The organism is Caballeronia concitans, assembly GCF_001544615.1.
GTDB classification, from domain to species: domain Bacteria; phylum Pseudomonadota; class Gammaproteobacteria; order Burkholderiales; family Burkholderiaceae; genus Caballeronia; species Caballeronia concitans.
The window spans coordinates 47,930-71,358 of record NZ_FCNV02000001.1; the positions used below are offsets into that span (position 1 = coordinate 47,930).

The 23,429-nt window shown below is 62.3% G+C and carries 21 protein-coding genes; 9 read left to right on the top strand and 12 right to left on the bottom strand.

Annotated elements, in window-relative coordinates; translation table 11 throughout:
- Window positions 1-236: 236 nt before the first annotated feature.
- Together AWB72_RS00245 and garL are read right to left on the bottom strand one after the other, a co-directional pair.
- The gene (locus tag AWB72_RS00245) at window positions 237-1,169 is read right to left on the bottom strand and encodes a 2-hydroxy-3-oxopropionate reductase (protein ID WP_143754565.1); all 933 of its coding nucleotides are present in this window, start codon (window positions 1,167-1,169) and stop codon (window positions 237-239) included.
- Between the two features lie 24 nt (window positions 1,170-1,193).
- Window positions 1,194-1,979, bottom strand: a complete 786-nt coding sequence (gene garL, locus AWB72_RS00250; RefSeq protein ID WP_040051261.1) for a 2-dehydro-3-deoxyglucarate aldolase — start codon at window positions 1,977-1,979, stop codon at window positions 1,194-1,196.
- Window positions 1,980-2,290: 311 nt separating this feature from the next.
- Between garL and AWB72_RS00255 the strand changes: the two genes are divergently transcribed.
- The 3 genes from AWB72_RS00255 to AWB72_RS00265 all read left to right on the top strand — a co-directional run bounded on the left by AWB72_RS00255 (window position 2,291) and on the right by AWB72_RS00265 (window position 6,695).
- On the top strand, window positions 2,291-2,995 hold the full coding sequence (locus AWB72_RS00255) for a FadR/GntR family transcriptional regulator (protein WP_040051260.1): 705 nt from the start codon (window positions 2,291-2,293) through the stop codon (window positions 2,993-2,995).
- A gap of 740 nt (window positions 2,996-3,735) precedes the next feature.
- Window positions 3,736-4,575 (top strand): HamA C-terminal domain-containing protein, encoded by an 840-nt coding sequence (locus tag AWB72_RS00260; RefSeq protein WP_087127753.1) that lies wholly within the window; start codon window positions 3,736-3,738, stop codon window positions 4,573-4,575.
- Window positions 4,566-6,695, top strand: coding sequence for a DEAD/DEAH box helicase (locus AWB72_RS00265; protein WP_040050894.1), 2,130 nt, complete (start codon window positions 4,566-4,568; stop codon window positions 6,693-6,695). Before AWB72_RS00260 ends, AWB72_RS00265 begins: the two co-directional genes overlap by 10 nt.
- A 285-nt stretch (window positions 6,696-6,980) precedes the next feature.
- On the opposite strand, the gene glmS is transcribed toward AWB72_RS00265, so the two are convergent.
- From glmS to AWB72_RS00290, 5 genes are all read right to left on the bottom strand, one after another.
- Window positions 6,981-8,798 (bottom strand): glutamine--fructose-6-phosphate transaminase (isomerizing), encoded by a 1,818-nt coding sequence (gene glmS / locus AWB72_RS00270; RefSeq protein WP_040050895.1) that lies wholly within the window; start codon window positions 8,796-8,798, stop codon window positions 6,981-6,983.
- Between the two features lie 72 nt (window positions 8,799-8,870).
- On the bottom strand, window positions 8,871-10,232 hold the full coding sequence (gene glmU / locus AWB72_RS00275) for a bifunctional UDP-N-acetylglucosamine diphosphorylase/glucosamine-1-phosphate N-acetyltransferase GlmU (RefSeq protein WP_040050896.1): 1,362 nt from the start codon (window positions 10,230-10,232) through the stop codon (window positions 8,871-8,873).
- Between the two features lie 108 nt (window positions 10,233-10,340).
- On the bottom strand, window positions 10,341-11,300 hold the full coding sequence (gene ttcA, locus AWB72_RS00280; protein ID WP_040050897.1) for a tRNA 2-thiocytidine(32) synthetase TtcA: 960 nt from the start codon (window positions 11,298-11,300) through the stop codon (window positions 10,341-10,343).
- The gene (locus tag AWB72_RS00285; RefSeq protein ID WP_035962310.1) at window positions 11,297-11,698 is read right to left on the bottom strand and encodes a dihydroneopterin aldolase; all 402 of its coding nucleotides are present in this window, start codon (window positions 11,696-11,698) and stop codon (window positions 11,297-11,299) included. The genes ttcA and AWB72_RS00285 overlap by 4 nt, the downstream gene beginning before the upstream one ends.
- 16 nt (window positions 11,699-11,714) lie before the next feature.
- Window positions 11,715-12,560 carry an SDR family oxidoreductase gene (locus AWB72_RS00290; protein WP_040050898.1) on the bottom strand — a complete coding sequence of 282 codons (846 nt, stop codon included), beginning with the start codon at window positions 12,558-12,560 and terminating at the stop codon, window positions 11,715-11,717.
- A gap of 13 nt (window positions 12,561-12,573) precedes the next feature.
- Here AWB72_RS00290 and AWB72_RS00295 point away from each other — a divergent pair, with 13 nt between their 5' ends.
- Window positions 12,574-13,779 (top strand): class I SAM-dependent methyltransferase, encoded by a 1,206-nt coding sequence (locus AWB72_RS00295; RefSeq protein WP_040050899.1) that lies wholly within the window; start codon window positions 12,574-12,576, stop codon window positions 13,777-13,779.
- Between the two features lie 10 nt (window positions 13,780-13,789).
- Window positions 13,790-13,984: a DUF2905 domain-containing protein gene (locus tag AWB72_RS00300; RefSeq protein ID WP_040050900.1), complete on the top strand. Its 195-nt coding sequence runs from the start codon at window positions 13,790-13,792 to the stop codon at window positions 13,982-13,984.
- A 674-nt stretch (window positions 13,985-14,658) separates the two neighbouring features.
- On the opposite strand, the gene AWB72_RS00305 is transcribed toward AWB72_RS00300, so the two are convergent.
- The 4 genes from AWB72_RS00305 to AWB72_RS00320 all read right to left on the bottom strand — a co-directional run bounded on the left by AWB72_RS00305 (window position 14,659) and on the right by AWB72_RS00320 (window position 19,582).
- On the bottom strand, window positions 14,659-15,900 hold the full coding sequence (locus tag AWB72_RS00305) for a multifunctional CCA addition/repair protein (RefSeq protein ID WP_087127754.1): 1,242 nt from the start codon (window positions 15,898-15,900) through the stop codon (window positions 14,659-14,661).
- Window positions 15,897-16,520 (bottom strand): glutathione S-transferase family protein, encoded by a 624-nt coding sequence (locus AWB72_RS00310; RefSeq protein ID WP_040048603.1) that lies wholly within the window; start codon window positions 16,518-16,520, stop codon window positions 15,897-15,899. The genes AWB72_RS00305 and AWB72_RS00310 overlap by 4 nt, the downstream gene beginning before the upstream one ends.
- 11 nt (window positions 16,521-16,531) lie before the next feature.
- Window positions 16,532-17,488, bottom strand: coding sequence for a complex I NDUFA9 subunit family protein (locus tag AWB72_RS00315; protein ID WP_040048532.1), 957 nt, complete (start codon window positions 17,486-17,488; stop codon window positions 16,532-16,534).
- A 126-nt stretch (window positions 17,489-17,614) separates the two neighbouring features.
- On the bottom strand, window positions 17,615-19,582 hold the full coding sequence (locus AWB72_RS00320; protein WP_040048533.1) for a lytic transglycosylase domain-containing protein: 1,968 nt from the start codon (window positions 19,580-19,582) through the stop codon (window positions 17,615-17,617).
- An 8-nt stretch (window positions 19,583-19,590) separates the two neighbouring features.
- Between AWB72_RS00320 and AWB72_RS00325 the strand changes: the two genes are divergently transcribed.
- Window positions 19,591-20,217 (top strand): 5-formyltetrahydrofolate cyclo-ligase, encoded by a 627-nt coding sequence (locus tag AWB72_RS00325; protein WP_040048604.1) that lies wholly within the window; start codon window positions 19,591-19,593, stop codon window positions 20,215-20,217.
- Between the two features lie 10 nt (window positions 20,218-20,227).
- Here the strand turns inward: AWB72_RS00325 and AWB72_RS00330 are convergent, their stop codons facing one another.
- Window positions 20,228-20,740 (bottom strand): winged helix DNA-binding protein, encoded by a 513-nt coding sequence (locus AWB72_RS00330; RefSeq protein ID WP_040048534.1) that lies wholly within the window; start codon window positions 20,738-20,740, stop codon window positions 20,228-20,230.
- 191 nt (window positions 20,741-20,931) lie between these two features.
- On the opposite strand from AWB72_RS00330, the gene pxpB reads away from it, so the two are divergent.
- Genes pxpB through pxpA form a run of 3 tightly spaced genes read left to right on the top strand, consistent with a single transcriptional unit; the run spans window position 20,932 to window position 23,414 of the window.
- Window positions 20,932-21,585, top strand: coding sequence for a 5-oxoprolinase subunit PxpB (gene pxpB, locus AWB72_RS00335; RefSeq protein ID WP_040048535.1), 654 nt, complete (start codon window positions 20,932-20,934; stop codon window positions 21,583-21,585).
- A complete protein-coding gene (locus AWB72_RS00340; RefSeq protein ID WP_040048536.1) occupies window positions 21,582-22,613 on the top strand; it encodes a 5-oxoprolinase subunit C family protein in 1,032 nt (343 codons plus the stop codon). Before pxpB ends, AWB72_RS00340 begins: the two co-directional genes overlap by 4 nt.
- 54 nt (window positions 22,614-22,667) lie before the next feature.
- Window positions 22,668-23,414, top strand: coding sequence for a 5-oxoprolinase subunit PxpA (gene pxpA, locus AWB72_RS00345; protein ID WP_040048537.1), 747 nt, complete (start codon window positions 22,668-22,670; stop codon window positions 23,412-23,414).
- The last annotated feature ends 15 nt before the right edge of the window (window positions 23,415-23,429 follow it).

Genomic DNA, 23,429 nt, shown 5'->3' on the forward strand with positions numbered 1-23,429 from the left:
AGCAAATCGTCGGCGCGCGGGGCGGGGGCGGATCGCAAGGCTGTCTCCTGATGGTGTAGGTTGTCTGACGACATCTTAGGGTCATCGGACGACTCGCGCATCGCGTGTTTACCCTCTACGACTCTGGCTTCGAGGGTCCGTCATAGGCCTACGATGACGCAGAGAGTAGACGTCTGACGACTGCTGAAATGAAGAAGCCGGCTTGCGCCGGCTCGATCCTCGCGACTGCGCGAAACTTACTTCGCGTCCTGCCCGATCTCGTGGTTCGCCAGGAACTCCAGCGCGCGAACCATGCCCGAGTGATCCCACGCCTTGCCGCCGTGCGCGGTGCACGCGTTGAAGAGCGCCTGACACGTCGCCGTGTTCGGCAGCGAGACGCCGAGCGATTGCGCCGTCGAGAGCGCCAGATTCAAGTCCTTCTGATGCAGTTCGATCCGGAAGCCGGGATTGAACGTGCGCTTGGTCATCCGTTCGCCGTGGACTTCGAGAATACGCGACGAAGCGAAGCCGCCCATCAGCGCGGTGCGGACCTTCTCGGCATCGACGCCCGCCTTCGACGCGAGCAGCAGCGCCTCGCCGACCGCCTCGATCGTCGCCGCGACGATCACCTGATTCGCGACCTTGCAGACCTGGCCCGCGCCGACTTCGCCGATCAGCGAGATGTTCTTGCCCATCATCTCGAAGAGCGGCTTGACCTTGTCGAAGGTCGCCTGCGCGCCGCCGACCATGATCGTGAGCGATGCCGCCTTCGCGCCGACTTCGCCGCCGGAGACGGGCGCATCGAGGTAATCGGCGCCGCGCTCGCGGACTTTCGCGGCGAACTCGCGCGTCGCAATGGGCGAAATCGAACTCATGTCGACGACGATCTGCCCCGCGCGCAGCGAATTCGCGACGCCGTTCTCGCCGAACAGCACGCGCTCGACGTCAGGCGTATCCGGCACCATCAGGAAGATGATGTCCGCTTTCCCCGCGACGGCCGCAGGGCTGTCGCATGCCGTGGCGCCCGCCTTCGTCAGTTCGTCGGGCACGCCGCTGCGCGTGAACGCCGCCAGTTCCACGCCGTTCTTGACCAGGTTCGCGGCCATGGGAAGCCCCATGATGCCGAGTCCGATGAAGCCTGCTTTTGTCGTCATGTATCGCTCCTTGTGTGCTGTGTGTGCCTTGTTCATGTGTCGATGCGCGGTCTTCGCAGCTTACTCTTCGATGAAGTGTTTCTTCACGGCTTGCGCCGCGTTGCGCAGCAACCCGAGATCGGCACAGACGGCGACGAGCGTGCAGCCCATCGACAGATAGCGGTCCGCGTCCTGCTGCACCGGCGCGAGGATGCCGCTCGGCTTGCCCGCGGCGTGCGCGCGCTCGAACACGTGCGCGATGGCCGCCTGCACGTCCGGATGATTCGGGTTGCCGAGATGGCCGTAAGCGGCGGCGAGATCGGACGGGCCGACGAACAGCGCATCGACGCCGTCGACGGCGGCGATTTCGTCGATGGCATCCACGGCTGCCCGACTTTCGATCTGCACCGCGACGCTGATATTGTCGTTCGCGATATTGAAGTAGTCCGCGATGGTCCCGTACCGGTTCCCGCGATGCCCCACCGACACGCCCCGGATGCCGTGCGGCGGATAACGCGTCGCGGCGACGGCGCGGTGCGCGTCGGCGGCGCTATCGACGAACGGAATCAGGAAGTTCACGAATCCGCCGTCGAGCAGCCGCTTGATCGCGACGGGCTCGTTCGCCGGCGGCCGCACGACGGGCGCGCTCACGCTGTCCTTGAGAGCCATCAGTTGCGGAATGAGCGTGAGCGCATCGTTGGGCGCGTGCTCGGCGTCGAGCAATATCCAGTCGAAGCCGACGACGCCCAGCAACTCGGTGACGATCGGACTGGCCAGCGACGACCAGCAGCCAATCAGCTTCTTTCTCTCGCGCAGCGACGCCCGGAACGCGTTGGGCAACGGTTGATACGGTGTCGAAGACGGCATGGTGCCTCCCCGTGGCGGCTGGATCGGTGGATTTTGGCTTGCGACTAAGTCGTAGGATGTCTTAACAGAAGGTATCGCGATTCCGGCCATCCGGAACAGGAGCGTTAACCCTTAAAGTGCCTCTGTGTGCCGCGCTCGCGCGATCATCTGTCGCTTCTCTTGTCATACGATGTCTTATATATCGCGTTGTCGCCGAATTGACGATCCGCCTGCCGAACTTCATGATGGTTCATCAGACCTCGTTGTCAAAGCATGTATGCGTGGGCATCGAGGTCGTCCGACCTCAACTTTTCCCGAATTGCAGAACGAAAATGGCCAGCCTCACCGATAAAGTCGTCGCCGCCCTCATCGAAGAGATCGAGCGCGGCGTGCTCCGCCCCGGCGACAAGATTCCGACCGAAGTCGCGTTGATGAAGCAGATGTCGGTGAGCCGGTCGGTGGTGCGCGAGGCGGTGTCGCGGCTTCAGGCGGCGAATGTCGTCGAGACGCGGCATGGCATCGGCACGTTCATCCGCGCGATGGCGGATCGCGAATCGGTGCGGCTCAAGGACGCCGATCTGTCGAACTTGCTCGATGTGATGGCGATCATCGAATTCCGGATCGATTTGGAAGGCGCGGCGGCCGCGCTCGCGGCGGGGCGCCGGACCGAGCAGCATCTGAAGCAGATTGCCGGGGCGCTCGATCGTTACGAAGAGCAGGTCGCCAATGGCAGCACCGATGTGCTCGAGCATGACGTCGAGTTTCACTTGCAGATCGCGCGGGCGAGCGGCAACCGGTATTTCTACGACGTGCTCAGCCAGATGGGACGCGCCGTGAGTCCGCGCACGCGGCTCGGCAAGGCGGAGATTGCGGAGCTGGATCAGATCGAACGGTTACGCAACGTGCTCAACGAACACAAGGCGATCTATCAGGCGATCGTTCGCCAGGATGCCGACGATGCCCGCGCCGCGATGCGCATGCATTTGAGCAACAGCCGTGAAAGGCTGCGTCAGGCGCATGAGACTGCGGTGAACTGAACTGCTCCGGTTTTGAGCGACGCTGCATGCGTCTCTAAGTAAACAAAAGGATTCGTATGTATACGTGGTAGTAGTTAACAAGCCTGCCACTTTTCAGTGGATAACCCGATTCGCGCGTTTCGCGTCAATGACTTGCGAAGTAAACAACTTCGGTATGAATCGGCGGATTGCGGATGGAAGCGAGGACAACTTTCGGGACTTTTTCGGAATCGCCGAGTTATGCAGAAAGCGCGAACAGTTTACGCGGCGGGGTTTGTACAGGGTTGTCCACAGGTAAACGCGGGGACGTGGCGGGAAAAGACTGTCCATCGCGCGTACCGAATAATTTCATTCACGCAAGTCGCGGCAGCGCGGCGCTTCTGCTAGTCCATCTTTCCCAACCCGACGTTACACAGCTAGGTGTCTGCCAGGACAGTGCCGAACTGAAGCCAACGAACGGCTTTCTTCGCCAAGCTGCGCTACCGGGACAAGGCCTTACACAACGTGCCGCCACGCACGTAAGAAGCGCTCTGTCTCGCGTAGAACTTAAGAACGGTCAACGCTACATGCCCTGCATTCGTTGAGCGTGGGATATGATCTCAGCACTATGTGAGGGCCAGGGAGCAACAGTGGGCCACCGCCGTCTGCACATATCTGTTGCTTCCTAGCGCAACTACGTGCAGACCGATCGCAGGCGATCGTGAAGTAGTGAGCCATTTTTGGTTAGATAACCTAAATAATTTAAGCAGAAGAGTCGCAATATGGCGGGGCCCTTTTTCAAAATCGTGGTCAATGATCTTGCGAGGACGCCAAGGCTTACGGGCATCTGTGCCGGTTATGAGCTGGGCGCATGGCGTGCCGACCAGCTCTCAAAACTCCTCTTTCAATCCCTACCAGACTTCTGTCTCCGTTACTCAGAGTACCACAGCATCGACGCAGGAAACGCCGCTGAGCGACTAGGCGAGGCGGCGAGGAAGATCTATCAGACTGACGCGTATCGAAATCGTGGTGAATTCGGCGAGTTAATATTGCACGTTGCGCTCAAGAAGGTGTTCGCAACCCTTCCGGCGATATCGAAGATCTACTTCAAAGACTCGAGTAATCATGCGGTCAAGGGCTTCGACGCCGTTCATGTCGTTCCTACTCAGGCCGGTCTCGAGCTGTGGCTCGGCGAGGTTAAGTTTTACCAGAACATTGGGAAAGCGATTACCGACGTTTGTCTCGAGCTTGATGCGCACTTCGAGCGTGAGTATTTGCGAGATGAGTTCTTGCTCATCAAAGGCAAGATTGACGAGACGTGGCCTCATGCACAGAGATTGCAACAACTTCTTGACGAGACCGTTTCATTAGATGCTGTTTTTGATGTCGTGGTTGTACCTGTGTTGCTGACGTATAACAGTCCAACGACAGCGCTTCACAACCAAAGTACTGACGAGTATCTACGTTTGCTAACGGCCGAACTTGAGAAACACTATCAAACATTCATCTCGAAGAACAACCTGACACACATTGAAGTACGCCTCATTCTCTTCCCACTGAGCGAAAAAAAGCTCCTTGTCGATGCGCTCCATAAGCGGCTGGAGATTTACCAATGCCTTTAAGTTTCACCGAGATCCGCGCGAAAATAGCGACCGCCGCGCTAGCAGGAATATCAGACCCTTTCTCACTCTTGCAAGATGTCTCCAGTTTCCTTAACGTCTCGCGGGGCACGAGCGAGGAACATTTTGGACAGGAACTGGTTATTCGCTTACTCGACATCCGGCATATGTTCGAAGCGCATGCTGTCATCATAGACGCGCTCGTCCGTGAATCGGGTCTTTTTCCCTATCTTAATCCTGACCGACTTGGTATCGCCGATGCCCTTGCATACGAAATGCACCGTCCGGCTGCTAATTCAGACACAGTTTTTCACCGGGCACAGGCGCAAGTATTTGATCACATCATGTCCGGCAGGAGCGTAGTATTGAGCGCGCCGACGAGTTTCGGGAAAAGCCTAATCATCGACGCAATCGTGCATTTGGGCCGTTTTCGCAACATCGTAATCGTGGTCCCGACGCTAGCACTGCTTGACGAAACGCGACGCCGCCTTGCAGCGCACAGCACGAGATACAAAATCATTACCCACTCGTCACAAACTCCCGCTGATCGCAATATCTTCGTGCACACGCAGGAGCGAGTCATACAGAACGAGCACATACAGAAAACCGATTTCTTCGTTATAGATGAGTTCTACAAGCTAAACCCGGGAGAAGATGACGGCCGCGCGCAAATGCTGAACTTAGCTTTCCATAAGCTTTCAAAACAGGCAAGTCAATTTTATATGCTCGGCCCCAACATTCAGAACATCCCGGACGGTTTCATCGAGAAGTTTCAATGCCGATTCATTCGCACCGACTTCAACACTGTCGCCTCCGAAATTCATCGCTTTGACGTGCAGGACGACACGACTCACGCTGTTGATCTGTGTACACGGCTGAAAGAACCCACGCTGATTTACGTTCGATCGCCAGCACGAGCTCACGCGCTGGCTACTAAGTTGGCGAACGCGTTGGGCGACGTCGGAGCTGCCTCGGCAAAGGAAACCTCGCAGTGGGTCAAGGAGCGTTACCACTCCGACTGGTCGTTTGCCAAGGCACTCAGCGCTGGCATTGGGATACATCATGGCAAATTGCCGCGCTCGCTTACTCAGCTCATGGTGCGTCGCTTCAACGAAGGCGCAATACGCTTTTTGGTATGCACGTCAACTTTAATTGAAGGAGTCAACACGCGTGCTAAACATGTGATTGTCCTCGATAACAAAATCAACAATAGAAAGTTCGACTACTTCACGTTTTCGAATATCAAGGGTCGCTCGGGTCGAATGCTGAAGCATTTTATTGGGCACGTCTATCTCTACCATGAGCCTCCGCAGGCAGAATTGCCGTTGGTCGACATACCCGTGGTGACGCAATCAGACGACGCTAGCGACGCGTTGCTGATTCAGTTAGAACCGACCGAACTCACCGCGTCATCATCGGGGCGGGTAAGACAGTACTATGAGGACCCCCTCCTGAGCCTTGAGGTCCTACGAGAGAATGCAGGAATCGACCCAGCGGCGCAACTCGCCGTAGCTCAAGCAATCGTCAGAGACCTTCGCCGGGCTCACACTATGCTTTCGTGGCGGGGCTTTCCATCGTTTGAGGAGTTGGCCTACCCGTGTGACTTGCTTTGGAAGCATTTCACCGAAGGTCGACCGCGGTCCGGCGCAACGACTGCTAGACACCTCGCCTTTCTGCTGCGGCGCCTATTGCGAGCCCGCAGGTTCAGCGATGCACTCGCGCTTTTCCACCGCGATGGAAGGCATGTCGACGACGCCATCGAAACGCTGCTCGACTTTCAGCGTCAATGGGCCGAGTTTCGAGCACCGAACCTTCTCTCTGCTGTCGACCGAATTCAACGCCACGTCTTCGAGAAATATGGACTGGCGGCTGGTAACTACGAAGCGTTCATCGGCAGAGTTGAGAACGTAGGCCGTCCTCCTGTAGTAAATGCGCTGGACGAGTACGGGCTTCCGACGCAAATAGGACAAGTGGTCTGGAAGGAACTTGGCCGGCCTGACACGCTTGACGAGATGCTTGAGGCGCTGCGCTCGCGAGACCTCTATTACCTTGAACTTACCGGATTTGAGAACCGCTTCGTACAGGATGTCCGAAATAGCCTAATGCCTACCCGAGTCGCATAGGCGGAAAGGCTTGCCGGACAGCGTGCCGCTATACGATGCTTTCTAGACTTGATCGCGACTCTGATCGCTGATGCTATCGCAGACTCTGTCGGGACTTTCTTTCCTAAGCGTTGGTTCAATGAAGCGTGCAGCTTGCGGCCGCTCATATAGCCGACCGCAAATTGCTGCAGTTTGGACAGTTGCTTAAGACATGCTCCGTCCGCTTCAGGTAAAACTCCCGAAAACGATAAGTGATGGTATGAGGCGGTCACAAACAACAACAAAAACGGCAGTCCCTCCTCCTCCTCACTCCACCGTCACCGACTTAGCCAGATTCCGCGGCTTATCGACATCCGTCCCGCGCGCGCACGCCGTGTGATACGCGAGCAACTGCAGCGGCACCACGTGCAGAATCGGCGACAACGCCCCGTAGTGCTCCGGCATCCGGATCACATGAATGCCGTCTTCGCTGACGATGCGGGTATCCGCATCCGCGAACACATACAGTTCGCCGCCGCGCGCCCGCACTTCCTGCATGTTCGACTTCAGCTTCTCCAGCAGCGTATCGTTCGGCGCGACGGTGACGACCGGCATCGCCTCCGTCACAAGGGCAAGCGGCCCATGCTTTAGTTCGCCCGCCGGATACGCCTCCGCGTGGATATACGAAATCTCCTTGAGCTTCAGCGCGCCTTCGAGCGCGATCGGATAATGCAGCCCGCGCCCGAGGAACAGCGCATTCTCCTTGCGCGCGAACTCTTCGGACCACGCGATGATCTGCGGCTCCAGCGCCAGCACGCTATTCAACGCCGCCGGCAAGTGACGCAACTGACCGAGATACGCCGCTTCCTGCTTCGCATCGACGCGGCCGCGCAATTTCGCCAGCGTCACCGCCAGCACGAACAGGCCGACGAGCTGCGTCGTGAACGCCTTCGTCGATGCCACGCCGATCTCCGTTCCCGCATGCGTCAGGAACGCGAGTTCCGTCTGACGCACCATCGCGCTCGTCGCGACGTTGCACACGGCGAGCGTGTGCGCGTGACCGAGCGATTGCGCGTGCTTCAGCGCGGCGAGCGTATCGGCGGTTTCGCCCGACTGCGAAATGACGACGACCAGCGCCTTCGGATTCGGCACCGACTCGCGATACCGATACTCGCTCGCAATTTCCACCTGCGTCGGAATCTTCGCGATGGATTCGAGCCAATACTTCGCCGTCAGCCCCGAGTAATAGCTCGTGCCGCACGCGAGAATCAGCAGGCTGTCGATGTCCGCGAACACGTCCTTCGCGTTCTCGCCGAAGAGGTTGGCGGTGAATTCATCGCCTTGCGGAATCGTGTCGGTGATCGCGCGCGGCTGCTCGAAGATTTCCTTCTGCATGAAATGACGATACGGCCCGAGTTCCACCGCGCCGCCGTACGCCGCCACCACGCGCACTTCGCGCTCGGCGGGCAAGCCCTGACGATCCACGATCTTCACGCCGTCCAGCGCGATTTCGACGACATCGCCCTCTTCGAGGAACGCGAAGCGATCGGTGCTGCCGGCGAGCGCGAGGGCATCGGATGCGAGGAAGTTTTCGCCCTCGCCCACGCCCACGACGAGCGGCGAACCCTGGCGCGCGCCCACCACCGTATGCGGCTGATCCTTATGAATGACCGCGATCGCATATGCGCCGTGCAGCAGCTTGACGGCTTCGCGCACGGTCTGGAACAGATCGCCGCGATACATGCTGTGAATCAGATGCGCGATGACCTCGGTGTCCGTCTGCGACACGAACTCGTAGCCCTTGTCGCGCAGCATCGTGCGCAGCGACTCGTAGTTCTCGATGATGCCGTTGTGCACGAGCGCGACCGTATCGCGCGAAAAGATGGGATGCGCGTTGTCGGTGACGGGCGCGCCGTGCGTGGCCCATCGCGTGTGCGCGATGCCCGTCATGCCGGCAAGGCTCGATTCCTTCACTTGCGCGTCGAGATCCGACACCCGCGCGACGCTGCGCGCGCGGCGCGGCTCGCCATGACTCAGCACGGCGACGCCGCACGAGTCGTAGCCGCGATATTCCAGCCGCCGCAAACCTTCGACGAGCACCGGGACGATGTTACGTTGCGCTACCGCGCCGACAATTCCGCACATGGCGTTATCCTTTGATATCCGAATCAGACGCACCTATCGAAAGGCCGCGCGTTCAGCACGGCCCAGCGCGCTTCAAACCTTCTTCTTGGTCGGGCGAACGTAGCCCGTCTTGCTGACCTGGCGCTTCTCGTTCAGCACCAGCTCGCCCTCACCGACGTCCTTCCACACCGTCGTGCCCGCCGCAATCGTCACGCCGCGCGCCACGCGCACCGGCGCGACGAGTTGCGTATCGGAGCCGATGAACACGTCGTCCTCGATCACCGTGCGATGCTTGTTCGCGCCATCGTAATTACAGGTGATGGTGCCCGCGCCCACGTTCACGCGCGCGCCGATATCGGAATCGCCGATATAGCTCAGGTGGTTCGCCTTCGCGCCGTGGCCCATGACCGCGTTCTTCACTTCGACGAAATTGCCGACGTGCGCTTCGTCGCCGAGCACCGCGCCCGGACGTAGCCGCGCGTACGGGCCGAGCACGACCTTCGCGCCCGTCGTGCCGCCTTCGATATGCGTGTACGCATCGACGCGCGTGCCCGCGCCGATCGACGCATCGCGGATCACGCAGTTCGGCCCGATGCTCACGTTGTCCGCGAGCGTCACGCGGCCTTCGAACACGCAGTTCACGTCGATCGACACGTCCGCGCCGCATTCCAGCGTGCCGCGCACGTCGATGCGCGCGGGATCGGCGAGCGTGACGCCCGCATCGAGCAGCGCGTACGCCACATTGCGCTGATGCACGCGCTCCAGTTCCGCGAGCTGCACCTTGCTGTTCACGCCGAGCGTTTCCCATTCGGCGTCGGGCTGCGCGGTCACGACCTCGACGCCCGCTTCGATCGCGCGTTCGACGACATCGGTCAGATAGAACTCGCCTTGCGCGTTGTCGTTCTTGAGCGACGCGAGCCACGCTTCGAGCGTGCGCGTCGGCGATACGACGATGCCCGTGTTGATTTCCGCGATGCGCCGTTCTTCGTCGCTCGCATCCTTCTGCTCGACGATCTTCCGCACCGCGCCGTTCGCGTCGCGCACGATGCGGCCGTAGCCGGTCGGATCGTCCACGGTCACCGTGAGCACGCCGTAGCGTTCGGTGCCCGCCGCGTCGAGCAGACGCTTCAATGTGCTCGCGCGCGTGAGCGGCACGTCGCCGTACAGCACGAGCGTGGGCACGGACGGATCGAGCAGCGGCAGCGCCTGCTGCACGGCGTGTCCGGTGCCGAGTTGTTTGTCCTGCACGGCGAACTGCACGTCGGGCGCGCCGACGGCATCGCGCACTTTTTCCGCGCCGTGTCCGACGACGACGACGAGGCGCGTGGGCGACAGCGTGCGCGCCGTGTCGATGACATGCGCGAGGAGCGGCCGGCCCGCCAGGGGATGGAGCACTTTCGGCAGGGCGGAGCGCATGCGCTTGCCCATGCCGGCAGCCAGAATGACGATATTCATCGCGGGTTCTTGCAGATGGAAGCCAGGTTTAAGGTCGGGCCAATATAGCACGCGAACATGGCCGAAACGGCGTGCGAAAAAGCGCGCCGGGGCCTGCTGGAGAAGGTCTTACAGGTCGTCGAACTGGACAATTGAAATAGCGTTCGGCGTGCCTGACGGTTCGCTCGCGCACGGTTCTTCGTCGAACGCGATATCGCCCTGCGGGTCGGCCTCGCCGGTCGCGCGCAGGCCGGCGAACGGGAAAAGCGCGGTATCCATCAGATGCGACGGCACCACGTTCGACAGCGCGTTGAACATGTTTTCCACGCGCCCCGGGAAACGCTTGTCCCATTCGCGGATCAGCGCCTTCATTTCCGCGCGCTTCAGGTTCGGCTGGCTGCCGCACAGATTGCACGGAATGATCGGGAATTCGCGCAGTTCGGCGTACTTTTCCAGATCCGTTTCCTTCACGTACGCGAGCGGACGGATCACGACGTTCTTGCCGTCGTCGGATTGCAGCTTGGGCGGCATGCCCTTCAGCTTGCCGCCGTAGAACATGTTGAGCAGCAGCGTCTGAAGGATGTCGTCGCGATGATGCCCGAGCGCGATCTTCGTCGCGCCCAGCTCGCCCGCCACGCGATACAGAATGCCGCGACGCAGGCGCGAGCACAGCGAGCACGTGGTCTTGCCTTCCGGCACCAGCCGCTTGACGATGCTGTACGTGTCCTGATTTTCGATGTGGAACGGAATATCGAGCTTCGACAGATATTCCGGCAGCACGTGTTCCGGAAAGCCGGGCTGTTTCTGATCGAGATTGACGGCGACGATCTCGAAGTCGATCGGCGCGCGTTCGCGCAGGCGCATGAGAATCTCGAGCATCGCGTAGCTGTCCTTGCCGCCGGACAGGCACACCATGACCTTGTCGCCCTCTTCGATCATGTTGAAGTCGCCGACCGCCTGGCCGACCTGGCGCGCGAGCCGCTTGAACAGCTTGTTGTTCTCGTACGCTTCCTTCTGCTGGCGCCGGGTCAGCGCCTCGCGCGCGGGCTTTTCTTCTTCGACGTTTTGAATGGCTTCACGCGCGTTCATGCTCGTTCCTCTTTGATGCGGAAGACTTCGACGCCCACCGCGTCGCAGTCCGGATAGACGTCGGGCTTTTCCGTCGATACGGCGACCGCCCGCACGTTCGGATGCGCGAGCAGCGCGGCGGCGACATCGTCGCAAAGCGTTTCCTGCAAATGGATGTGGCCGCGCTTCACGCGTTCGGCGATGGTCGAGCGCATGAAGTCGTAATCGACGACTTCGGCGAGCTTGTCCGCGACGGGCGTGGACAGCGCGAGCGGCACGAACAGTTCGACGTTGATCACGACGCGCTGCTCGCCGCGCTTTTCGAAGTCGTGCACGCCGATGTTGATGCGCACTTCGTAGTTGCGCAGAAAAAGCCGCCGGCAATCGGTGAGCCGGGGATGCGAAAGAGCGGCAAGCATGGGTGTGTTTCCAAGGTTAAGGCTTTCGCGCGCCGATCAGGTACATCACGTCGCGCGTGCTCGGCACGAGATGCTGGCCGCCATCGACGACGAGCGTCGTGCCCGTCACGCCGTGCGCGTTCGCCAGATAGCACGCGGCCTGCGCGAGATCGTCCACGGTCGATGCGCGCCCGAGCGGCGTCACGCGATGCGCCTCTTCGAACGACGCGGGCGTCTGCCACGCCGACACCAGCGTCAATCCCGGCGCCAGCCCGACCACACGCAGCTTCGGCGCGAGCGCCTGCGCGAGCGCGACGGTGGCGTTGTCGAGCGCGGCTTTGGTCAGCGTGTAGGACAGGTAGTCCGGGTTCATGTTGTACAGCTTCTGGTCGAGCACGTTGATGACGACGCCGCGCCGGGCGTCGTCGGTCGCGGCGGCTTCCGGCGTCGCTTCGTGCAGCTTGCGCGCGAGCGTGAGCGGCGCGGCGACGTTCACCGCGGCCATCTGCATGAGCTTTGCGTAGGTGAAATTCGTGGCGGTGTCTTCGTCGAAACGCGAGGCGCAGTTCACCACGCATTGAAGCGCGCCGAATGCTTCGACGCACGCGGGCACGAGCCGCGCGGTTTCGGTTTCATCGGCGAGATCGGCTTTGAGCGCGACCGCGCGGCGGCCGAGCGCTTCGATCTGCGCGACGGTTTCGTGCGCCTCGCGCTCCGAGTGGCCGTAGTGCACGGCGACGTTCCATCCCTGGCGCGCGAATTCCAGCGCGATGCCTCGCCCGATGCGCTTTCCGGCGCCGGTCACGAGAACGGCGCGCGCGCGCGTCTCCGCGGACGCGGATTCAGACGATTTTGCGGGAGAGAACGGCGAGGAAGCGCTCATTTACAATACTGGGATGAATCCGAAAGCTCGACAATCCGATAGTTTACCTGCTCCGGGCGCCGACGCGCTCGCGCAGTCCGAGGCGCTGACGCAGTTGATCCGCGAGCGCATCGCGGCGGCGGGCGGCTGGTTGCCGTTCGACCGATACATGGACCTTGCACTGTACGCGCCCGGCCTCGGCTACTACAGCGGCGGGGCGATGAAATTCGGCCGTCGCGCGGAAGACGGCAGCGACTTCGTGACCGCGCCGGAATTGTCGCCGTTGTTCGCGAAGACGCTGGCGCGGCCGGTGGAGCAGGCGTTGCGCGAGAGCGGCACGCGCCGCGTGATGGAGTTCGGCGCGGGCACGGGCAAGCTCGCGGCGGGGCTTTTGACGGCGCTTGCCGAGCTGGACGTGGAGATCGAAAGTTACGAGATCGTCGATCTGTCGGGCGAATTGCGCGATCGTCAGCGCGCGACGCTGATGGCGCAGGCGCCGACGCTCGCCGCGAAGGTGGAATGGATCGATGCGTTGCCGGACGCGTTCGAAGGCGTGGTGATCGGCAACGAGGTGCTGGACGCGATGCCGGTGCGGCTCGTGGTGCGCAAGCTGGGCGCGTGGCATGAGCGTGGCGTGGTGGCTGAAGGCGAGGGTTTCGCGTTCGCGGACCGGCCGGTCGCGGTAGATGCGCAGATCGAACAGATCGATGCCGCCATCGACGAAACCAACGACGAGCCGTTTGCCGAATATGTCACCGAGACGCACGAAGCGGCGCTGGCGTTCACCAAGACGGTTTGCACGATGCTCGTGCGGGGCGCGGCGTTCTTTATCGATTATGGATTTCCGCGCCGCGAGTTTTATCATGCGCAGCGCGCGGGCGGGACGTTGATGTGTCATTACCGGCATCGGGCGCATGCGGATCCGTTTTTGTATCCTGGGTTGCAGGACATTACGGCGCACGTGGAATTTACGGGCATCGCCGAGGCGGGGGTGGAAACGGGCGCGGATTTGCTCGGTTTTACATCGCAGGCGCGGTTTCTGATGAATGCCGGCGTCACTGATGTTTTGAGCGATATCGATCCGAGCGATGTGAAGCGATTTTTGCCTGCGGCGAATGCGGTGCAGAAGCTTTTATCCGAAGCGGAGATGGGCGAGCTGTTCAAGGTGATCGCGTTTTCGCGCGGTATTTCCGGTACGGTCGATGCGTTCATGTCGGGCGACCGTTCTCATACGCTTTGAGTTTGCGATCATGATCCGCTGGCTGCTCACTACGTTTGTTGCACTCATGGTGCTTTCGGCCTGCTGGCCGTGGCTTAGGAAGATCGGCATCGGACGGTTACCCGGGGATTTCACTGTCCGCATATTCGGACGGGAATATTCTTTTCCTTTTATGTCGACGGTTTTGCTCTCGCTTTTGCTTTCGTTTATTGCGCGGGCGCTTTGAGTTTTTTCTTTTTCTTCGTTTTTCTTCGTTTGTTCGCGTCGGTCTATTAGCACGCCCCTCCCCGGGGCAGGGGTCACTTTCTTTGCTGCTGCAAAGAAAGTAACCAAAGAAAGCAGCTTTTCGGGCCCGAAGCACTGACTGCGTGATCACTCCGTAGAACCAGATTGGCACTCAGCTTGACACAGCCCTGAATCACCTTCCGCGCCCGCTGAGCGCCACCCCATGCGAGCCCCCGGGCTCGACAACACCGTCGGTACGTGACGCGCCGCGCGACAGCGCAAACTTCAAAGACAGTCACTCGCCACCGCTAAACCCTACTCGTGGGTGATCTGCGCGTGGCTTGTAGTTGTAGTTTGCAGTTCGTGGTTTGCGTTTGTGCTTGTGGCTATCGTGTGCGGTTTTTATTTCTACGTGTGCGGCAGTGCCCGATGGTGTTGACGAGCCCGGGGGCTCGCATGGGGTGGCGCTCAGCGGGCGTGGAAGGTAATTCAAGGTTGATTCAAGCTGAGTGCCAACGTCGTTCTACGGAGTGCTCCGTCAAAACTGACTGCGGGCGAAAAAGCTGCTTTCTTTGGTTACTTTCTTTGCAGCAGCAAAGAAAGTGACCCCCGCCCCGGGGAGGGGCGAGCTAATAGACCGACGCGAATAAACGAAGAAACGAAGAAACAGAAAGATTAAGAAGCACCAAAAACAGCGTCGTGCACGGCCGCAACCCGTGCCTCATGTACAGCATCCTTGATGCGAGAAGGCTGAGAAGCAAACCGCTGTGCAACAGCCCCCGCATCGACTGAACGTGCAGCAACGAGTGCAACCCGTAACCGCTCAGCCTGCGGATAAGGCTGCTCCTCGAGCCCGAGCCGCCCGCGTATATCCGCCAGACAGGCCTGCAACGCCTCCGCAAACCGCGCCGGCTTACGCAACGCATCGGATCGTTCGAACAAGCGCACGAGCGCCGCCGCGCTCATATCCATCACGCGATGAATATTCCCATGCTCACGCGCGACGAGCATCGCCAGATCGCGACACTCGTTCGGCACGCGCAACCGCTCAGACAAAGGCTTGAGCAAATCCAGACTTCGCCCCTCATGCCCGATATGCCGCGGCAAAACATCGTCCGGCGTCGTCGCCTTGCCGAGATCGTGCGTCAGCGCCGCGAACCGCACCGGCAACGCGAAACCCTGCGACGCCGCATAGTCGAGCACCATCATCACGTGCACGCCCGTATCCACTTCCGGATGGTAATCGGCACGCTGCGGCACGCCCCACAACGCATCCACCTCGGGAAGAATCCGCGCCAGCGCGCCGCAGCCACGCAACACCTCGAACATGCGCGACGGCTTCTTCTCCATCAGCCCGCGCGATACTTCCTGCCACACACGCTCGGGCACGAGCGCATCGACCTCGCCCGCTTCGACCATCTTCTTCATCAACGCCTCGGTCTCCGACGCGACGCGAAAATCCGCAAAACGCGCCGCGAATCGCGCCAGCCGAAGAATGCGCACCGGATCCTCGATGAACGCATCGCCCACATGCCGGAACAACCTGTTCGCGAGATCGGACTGGCCGTCGTACGGATCGATCACCGGACCCGTCAGCTCGCCCGCCGGATTCACCTCGCGCGCCATCGCGTTGATCGTGAGATCGCGCCGCGCCAGATCCTCTTCGAGCGTCACGTCCGGCGAATAATAGAACTGGAAGCCGTGATAGCCCGCCGCCGTCTTGCGCTCCGTGCGCGCGAGCGCGTATTCCTCGTGCGTCTGCGGATGCAGGAACACCGGAAAATCCTTTCCCACCGGCCGATACCCCTGCGCCACCATCTGCTCGGGCGTCGCGCCCACGACCACGTAATCGCGGTCCACCACCGGCATGCCGAGCAACTCGTCGCGGATCGCGCCGCCTACCGCGTAGATATTCATCGCGCGCTTTCCTTGCGGGCATCGTCGATCCACGCAGTCACCGCCGGCAGTTGCGTCATCCGGTTCGCATACGCGCGCGATGTCTCGCTCAACGCCGGCTCATACGAGTTGAAGCGCATGACGACAGGCGCATACATCGCGTCCGCGATGCAGAAATCGCCGAACAGAAACGGCCCGTCCGATTGCGCGAGACAGTCGGTCCATATCGCGTCGATGCGCGCAATGTCGAACAGCGCCGCCGGCGTCGCGCCGATGCCCGGCGCATGCGTCGCAATCTGCATCGGCATGTTCTGGCGCAGGTCCGCGAAGCCCGCGTGCATCTCCGCGCTGATGCTCCGTGCGCGCGCGCGGGCGGCGGCGTCGCGCGGCCACATCGCGTGTTGCGGATGAAGTTCCGCGAGCGTCTCCATGATCGCGAGCGATTCCCACACGGCGTCGCCCGCATCGGTGACGAGGCACGGCACCTTGCCGGACGGCGTCACGTCGAGAATCTTCGCTTTCGTGTCGGGCTGGCCGAGGCGGATCAGCGTCTCGTCGAACGCAATGCCGAAGTGCCTGAGCAGCACCCACGGACGCATCGACCAGGAGGAAGAATTCTTGTCACCGATAACGAGTTTCATGCGATAGAGGATCAACGGTGCGCCGTGGCGCGGAAGGTATTGAAGCGCGAGCGTGGCGTATTGCCGGTGAGATACAGCGGTGCGATGGCCTCGATGCTCGCCGGCTCGCCGATATCCAGTTCCGGCGCAAGCGGGCCGCTCGCGATGCTCGGCGTCTTCATCGAATCGAGATTGTCGCGCGACATCATCGGTTCGCCCGGCGCCATTTCAAGCGTCATCGCCTGAAGGCGGCCGAGGCTCTCCGGCAGCTTGACGATGCGCGCCCGCCGCCCGATCGTCGCGCCCGCGAAGCGCACGAGTTCCGCGAGCGTATAGACGCCCGGTCCCGCGAGTTCGTAGGTCATGCCGTTGGCGGCATCGAGATCCAGCACGTTGACGATGGCCTTCGCGACATCGCCGACGAAAACGGGCTGGAACTGCGCATCCGCGCAGGCGAGCGGGATCACCGGGAAAATGCGTTGAAGGAACGCGAACTGGTTGAGCAGGTTGTCCTCGGGGCCGAACACGACGGAGCTGCGGAAAATCGTCCAGTCGAGACCCGACTCGCGGATGTGCTTCTCGCCATCGCCCTTCGAGCGCAGATACATGCTCGGGCCGTCGGGATCGGCGCCGATCGCGCTCATGTGGATCAGCCGCCGCACGCCCTTCGCCTCGCACGCAGCCGCGATCTTGCGCGGCAACTCGACGTGCGCCCGCGCGAACTCCGGGCCGTACGGGTCGCCGCGGCTTCCCTGCAGCACGCCTACGAGGTTGATCACCGCATCCGCTTCCGCGATGAACGCGGCGAGCTTGATGGGATCGTGCACATCGGTTTCGATGACATCGACGGGAAGCAGCGTCAGATGCGCCGCGTTCACGCGCCGCCGCGTCGCGATCCGAACGTTCTTGCCGAGATCGACGAGCGCGTTGACGAGATGGCTGCCGATGAAGCCGGAGCCGCCGATGAGCGCTACGTTTTGATGTCGCATGTTCGCCTCTTGGATGTGGCGGCTTGCCGGTTGCGGCTGACGAATGCGGGGCTTGAAAGCAGATGCGAAGACGAGCCGCCGCGCGTGTCCGAAATCATGGAAACGCGCGGCGTCGTGTGTATGCGCTTACGGCGCGATATAACCCAGCCGCGCCTTCAGCGATTGCGGACGTCCTTCGAACAGCGCTGCGTAATACACGGTGTTCGACAGCACGTTCTTCACGTAATCGCGCGTCTCGGAAAACGGAATGGTTTCAGCAAAAACCGCGCCCTCGACCGGCGCGCGCAAATCCTGCCGCCATTGTTTCGGCCGGCCGGGACCGGCGTTGTAGCCAGCGGTGGCGAGCACGGGCGAGTTGTCGAATTGATTGTAGATCATCGACAGGTAATTCGTGCCGAGCAGGATGTTCGTGTTGATGTCGTTCATCTGCGCGCGCGACACCGTCCCGAGACCGATCTTTTTCGCCACGAGTTGCGCCGTGCCGGGCATCAGTTGCATGAGGCCGCCCGCGCCGACTTCCGAACGCGCATTGATGATGAAGCGCGATTCCTGGCGGATCAGCCCGTACGCCCATTCGATATCGAGCCCGGTGGTCTGCGCATCGCGCTCGACGATATCGCGGAACGGCGAGAGATAGCGCAGCGAAAAGTCGTGCTCGCTCTTGGTCTTGTCGGCGGTATTGACGGTGCGGTCGAACAGTTCGATGCGCTTTGCATACTGCGCGGCGGCGAGCAGTTGACGGTCCGTCATCGTACGAAGCGGCCAGTTCCATTCGCGATTGCCTTCCAGCCGCATGTTGAGCGCATAGAAACGCTGCGACAGCGAGAAGCCCGGCACCGACTGCATCTGCGCGATCTCGGCGTCGGACACGGTCGTGCGCGGCGGCACCGTGATCTTCTGCCCGAGTTCTTCCAGCGCGAGCTGGCCGTAGAAGTTGTATTGATCCGCGATGCTCTGGAATTCCTGATTCGCCGTGGCCGTGTCGCCGGCCTGCTTCACGGCGCGCGCGTGCCAGTATGTCCACGAAGGCTGGCTGCGCAGCGTCGGCGGCATCTGTTCGATGGACCAGCGCACCATGTTCCAGTCGCCCGCGAGCAGCGCGCTGCGCGTGCGCCATTCGTACGCGGGGTTCGACAACTGCGCATTCGCCGACAGCCGATACCAGTCCGCCGCCGCCGGCATGCGCTTCAACGCCGCCTGATAGCCGATGGTCCCCCAGCCGATCGCGCGTTCGGCGGGCGTCAGGCCCGGCGCGACGGAACTGAACGTGGCCGCGGCCATCGCCGGATCGTTGCGCGCGAGGCGCGTGACGGCGAGCAGCGTCAGCTGATGCGCCGGCGTGTTCGGCATGACGCCGCGCGCGAGATAAAGCGGCGGCTTGTTGACGGCGTTATCGAGCAGCTCGGGCTTCGGCTGTTCCTGGCCGAGCGCTTCGACGATATTCGCGCCGGTCGTCGTGTAGTTCTGTTCGTAGGCGAGGCGGATCTGCTGCCAAATGTCGTCGCTCGTGAACTGGGCGGACTCCGCCAGCGCGCCGATCAGATCGACGCAGCCGTCGCCGTACCATTTCGGATCGACGAGCAGCGCGCGCGATGCCTCCGCCACATTCTCGCCGCGCGACATGCGTGCTTCGAGCGCATAGCACTTGACCTGCGTGTCGTCGTTCAGCACGAAACGGGCATATTGCTGCTCGAAGTTCTTCCAGTCGTGACGGCCGCCGAGCACCACGAGATAGTCGTTGCGCATGCGATCCGCGATGGCCTGGCCGTCGTAGCGCTGCAGGAACGAGAGCACGGGCGCATCGGGCGCGTCGGGGCGTGCGTGGCCTTGCGCATCGAAGAGTTGCGGCTTGATCGTGAAATATTCGATATAGCCCGGCGCCGGATAATTCGGAATCTGCGAGGCGAGTTGCGCGGCGCGGCCCGCGTCGTTCGCACGCGATGCCTCGCGCAGTTGCATGAAAATGCGGTCGTCGGAGGACGGGGAAAAGTCGGCGTCGGGAGGCACGGCCGTCGCGGTTCCGCATGCGACGAGCGTCGCGGCTGCAAGGGCGTAACCGGCCGCGAGATATACTCGGTTGAGGCGTTTTGACATCGTTATTACTGGAGCGCGAGGTGGTCCAAAGATCGGTCCAAAGCATAGCACGCAACGTTTGCGCAGAACCCAAAAGCGCCCTTCGCGCAACGCTGCTCGCCGAGCGCGAAGCGCAGAGCGAACACGCGTCGCGCGCGCGCACGGACGCGGCGCTCGCCGAACGGCTTCGCGCGGTGCTGGAAGAACGCGCGGTCAGATGCATCGGCTTCTATTGGCCGGTGGCGGGCGAATTCGACGCGCGCGCCGTTTTGACCGAATGGCTCGCATCGAAAGATGCAACCGATGCACGCGAAGCCGCGCTGCCGGTCGTCGTGCAGCCCCACGCGCCGATGGTCTTCCACGCCTGGCGCGCCGACTCGCCGATGAAATCCGGCCGCTATCGCATTCCCGTGCCGGAGGAAGAACGCGTCGTGGTGCCGGATCTGCTGCTGGTGCCGTGCGTCGGTTTCGATGCGGACCGCTTCCGGCTGGGCTACGGCGGCGGCTATTTCGACCGCACGCTCGCCGCGTGGCCCGCTGCGCGCAAGCCTGTGACCATCGGCATTGCGTATGAAGCGGGCCGGCTCGACGCGTTGCCGCGCGAATCGCACGATATGCCGCTCGATGCGATCGTCACCGAAGCCGCGCTTTACTGAGAACGCGCGCTCAAAGCGATGCCGCCGCGCGCGCGGCGGTGTCGTAGAGGCCGGATGCGTTGCGCATCAATTGCGCGGCCTCGCCGATCTGCTCGTTGGTGAGTCCGCTTTCCCGCAGCGCCGAAATCAGGCAGCTCTCGCGCACTTCGCGATACTTGCCGCACAGCTCGCGTCCCGCCGGCGTCGCCGAGAAGAACACTTCCTTGCCGGTCTTTTCGCTCGTCACATAGCCGCGCGCGACGAGTTTCTTGAGCGCATATGTGGCAACGTGGGTGTCCTCGATATTGAGCACGAAGCAGATGTCCGCGAGCTTCTTCTTGCGGTCGCGGTGATTCACGTGATGCAGCAGCGACACTTCCACCGCCGTCATGTCCTTCGCGCCGGCGGCGGACATGCAGCGCACCATCCATCGATTAAACGCGTTGCTCGCCATGATGAGCGCGTACTCGAATTCGGACAGTTCCGCGCTGGTTTCGGAGACGAGATGTTCGGACGACACGATCTTGGTAGGGTGACGCGACATGGCGATGACCGTAGGAAAGTGCGCCGGAGTGTAGCGCAGCGCCCTTTCCGCCCGCCACGCACGCGTTTTTACGACACTCCAGACAAACGCGAATAGATAATTTCTTGATAATTTATTGACAATGTACCATCGTTGACACGACGCAGCGAACCGCATTTTGCGCGCGCCGTGAAGAGGCAAGACCTGGAACCATGACCACACCCCGTATCCATCCGCTCGGCGATTGCGCGCTCGTTTGCGACGTCGCGCCGCCCGCCACCATCGAATGTCAGCGCCGCATCTGGGCGCTGGCCGAACACGCGCGCCTGATGCCGCAGGTCGTCGAAGTGGTGCCCGGCATGAACAATCTCACGATCGTCTTCGACCCGCTCGAAGCCGATTACGAAGCCCTCGCCGCGCAGCTCGAAGCGGCCTGGAACGCCGTCGCCGGCGCCGATGAGCCCGGCGCGGAAATCGAAATTCCCGTGCGCTACGGCGGCGAGGACGGCCCCGATCTCGCGGAACTGGCGAAGCACGCGGGCCTTTCCGTCGACGAAGTGGTGAAGCGTCACACCGCAGCCGAATACATCGTGTTCTTTCTCGGCTTCCAGCCGGGCTTCGCGTACTTGGGCGGCCTCGATCCCGCGCTGCACATGCCGCGCCGCCGCGAACCGCGCCTCGAAGTGCCGGCGGGATCGGTGGGAATCGGCGGGGCGCAGACGGGCATTTATCCGGCTGCATCGCCCGGAGGATGGCAACTGCTCGGCCGCACCGAACTCAAGCTCTTCGATCCGTCGCGCAATCCGCCGACGCTGATGCAGCCCGGCGACCGCGTGCGCTTCACGGCGCTGGAGGTGCGCGCATGATCGACGTGATTCGCGCGGGCGTGCTATCCACGGTGCAGGATCTGGGCCGCCACGGGTATCGGCATCTCGGTGTCAGCTCGGGCGGTGCGCTCGATGCGCTGTCGCTCGAAATCGGCAATCGCATCGTCGGCAACAGGCCGGATGCGGCGGGCATCGAAGTGACGTTCGGGCCGACCGTGCTGCGCTTCAAGCGCGCGACGCGCATCGCCATCACGGGCACCGACTTCGGCGCGACGCTCGACGACGAGGCGATCTATTCGTGGTGGAGCGTGCCGGTGCGCGCCGGCCAGGAACTGACGTTGCGCGCGGCCAAGCGCGGCATGCGCTGCTATGTGTGCATCGCGGGCGGCATCGACGTCCTGCCGATGCTCGGCTCGCGCAGCACCGACCTCGGTGCGTGCTTCGGCGGCCTGGGCGGGCGCGCGCTGCGCGACGGCGACCGCTTGCCGGTGGGCGTGCCGCAGCCGCACAAGGGCATTGCGTTTTCGCCGGAAGAACCGGCGTTCGGCGTGAAGGCGCCTGCGTGGTGCAAGTTCGTGCTCGTCGACGAACCCGTGCGCCGCGGACGCCACGCGCCCGGTCTCGCGTGGGCGGTGCCGATCCGCGTGCTGCGCGGCCCGGAGTATGCGAGCTTCAGCGACAAGGCGCATCAGGACTTCTGGAACGAAGAATGGACGATCACGCCGAACAGCAACCGCATGGGCTTCAGGCTCGCGGGCACGGCGCTCGAGCGCACCGACCGGACCGAACTGCTGTCGCACGCGGTGCTGCCGGGGACCATTCAGGTTCCGCCGAACGGCCAGCCGATCATCCTGATGGGCGACGCCCAGACCACGGGCGGCTATCCGAAGATCGGCGCGGTGATTCGCGCGGACCTGTGGAAGCTCGCGCAGGTGCGATTGAACGGCGGTGTGCGCTTCATCGAGACATCGGTGGAGGAAGCGCGCCGGGCGCTCGCGGAAGAACGCCAGTACGTGAGCCAGGTGGAAACGGCCATCGCGATGCACGAGGAACGCATCGCGCGATAAAGCGATAACAACACACGCTTCAGCTTCAAACCCAACGACTATTACGACGACATCATGGAAATCGATCTCAACGCCGATCTCGGCGAAGGCTGCGGCTCAGACGAGGCGCTGCTCGATCTCGTCAGCTCCGCCAACATCGCGTGCGGCTGGCACGCGGGCGGCGCCACCGCGATGCGCGACTGCGTGCGCTGGGCGGTCCAAAAAGGCGTCGCCATCGGCGCGCATCCGAGCTTTCACGATCCCGAGAACTTCGGCCGCAAGGAAATGGACCTGCCGCCCGAGGAAATCTACGCGGGCGTGCTGTATCAGCTGGGCGCGCTCGCGGCGATCGCGAAGGCGGAAGGCGGGCGCATCGCGCACGTGAAGCCGCACGGCGCGCTGTACAACCAGGCGGCGAGAACGCCGCACATCGCCGATGCGATCGTCGCCGCCGTGCGCGACTTCGATTCTTCGCTGCTCGTGTTCGGTCTCGCGAACAGCGGTCTCGTCGATGCCGCGAAGCGCGCGGGCCTCGGCGCCATCGAGGAAGTATTCGCGGATCGCGGCTATCGCGCCGATGGTTCGCTCGTGCCGCGCAAGGAACCGGGCGCGCTGCTCGACGACGAAGACGCCGTGCTCGACCGCACGCTTTCGATGGTGCGCGAGCAGCGCGTGCAGGCCGTGTCGGGCGAATGGGTGCCGCTCAACGCGCAGACCATCTGCCTGCACGGCGACGGCGAGCATGCGCTGGCGTTCGCGCGGCGCATTCGTGGCGCACTGGCCGATGCGGGCATCGGCGTGCGCGCCGCCCGCGCTGCCTGAACGCTGCAACGAAGC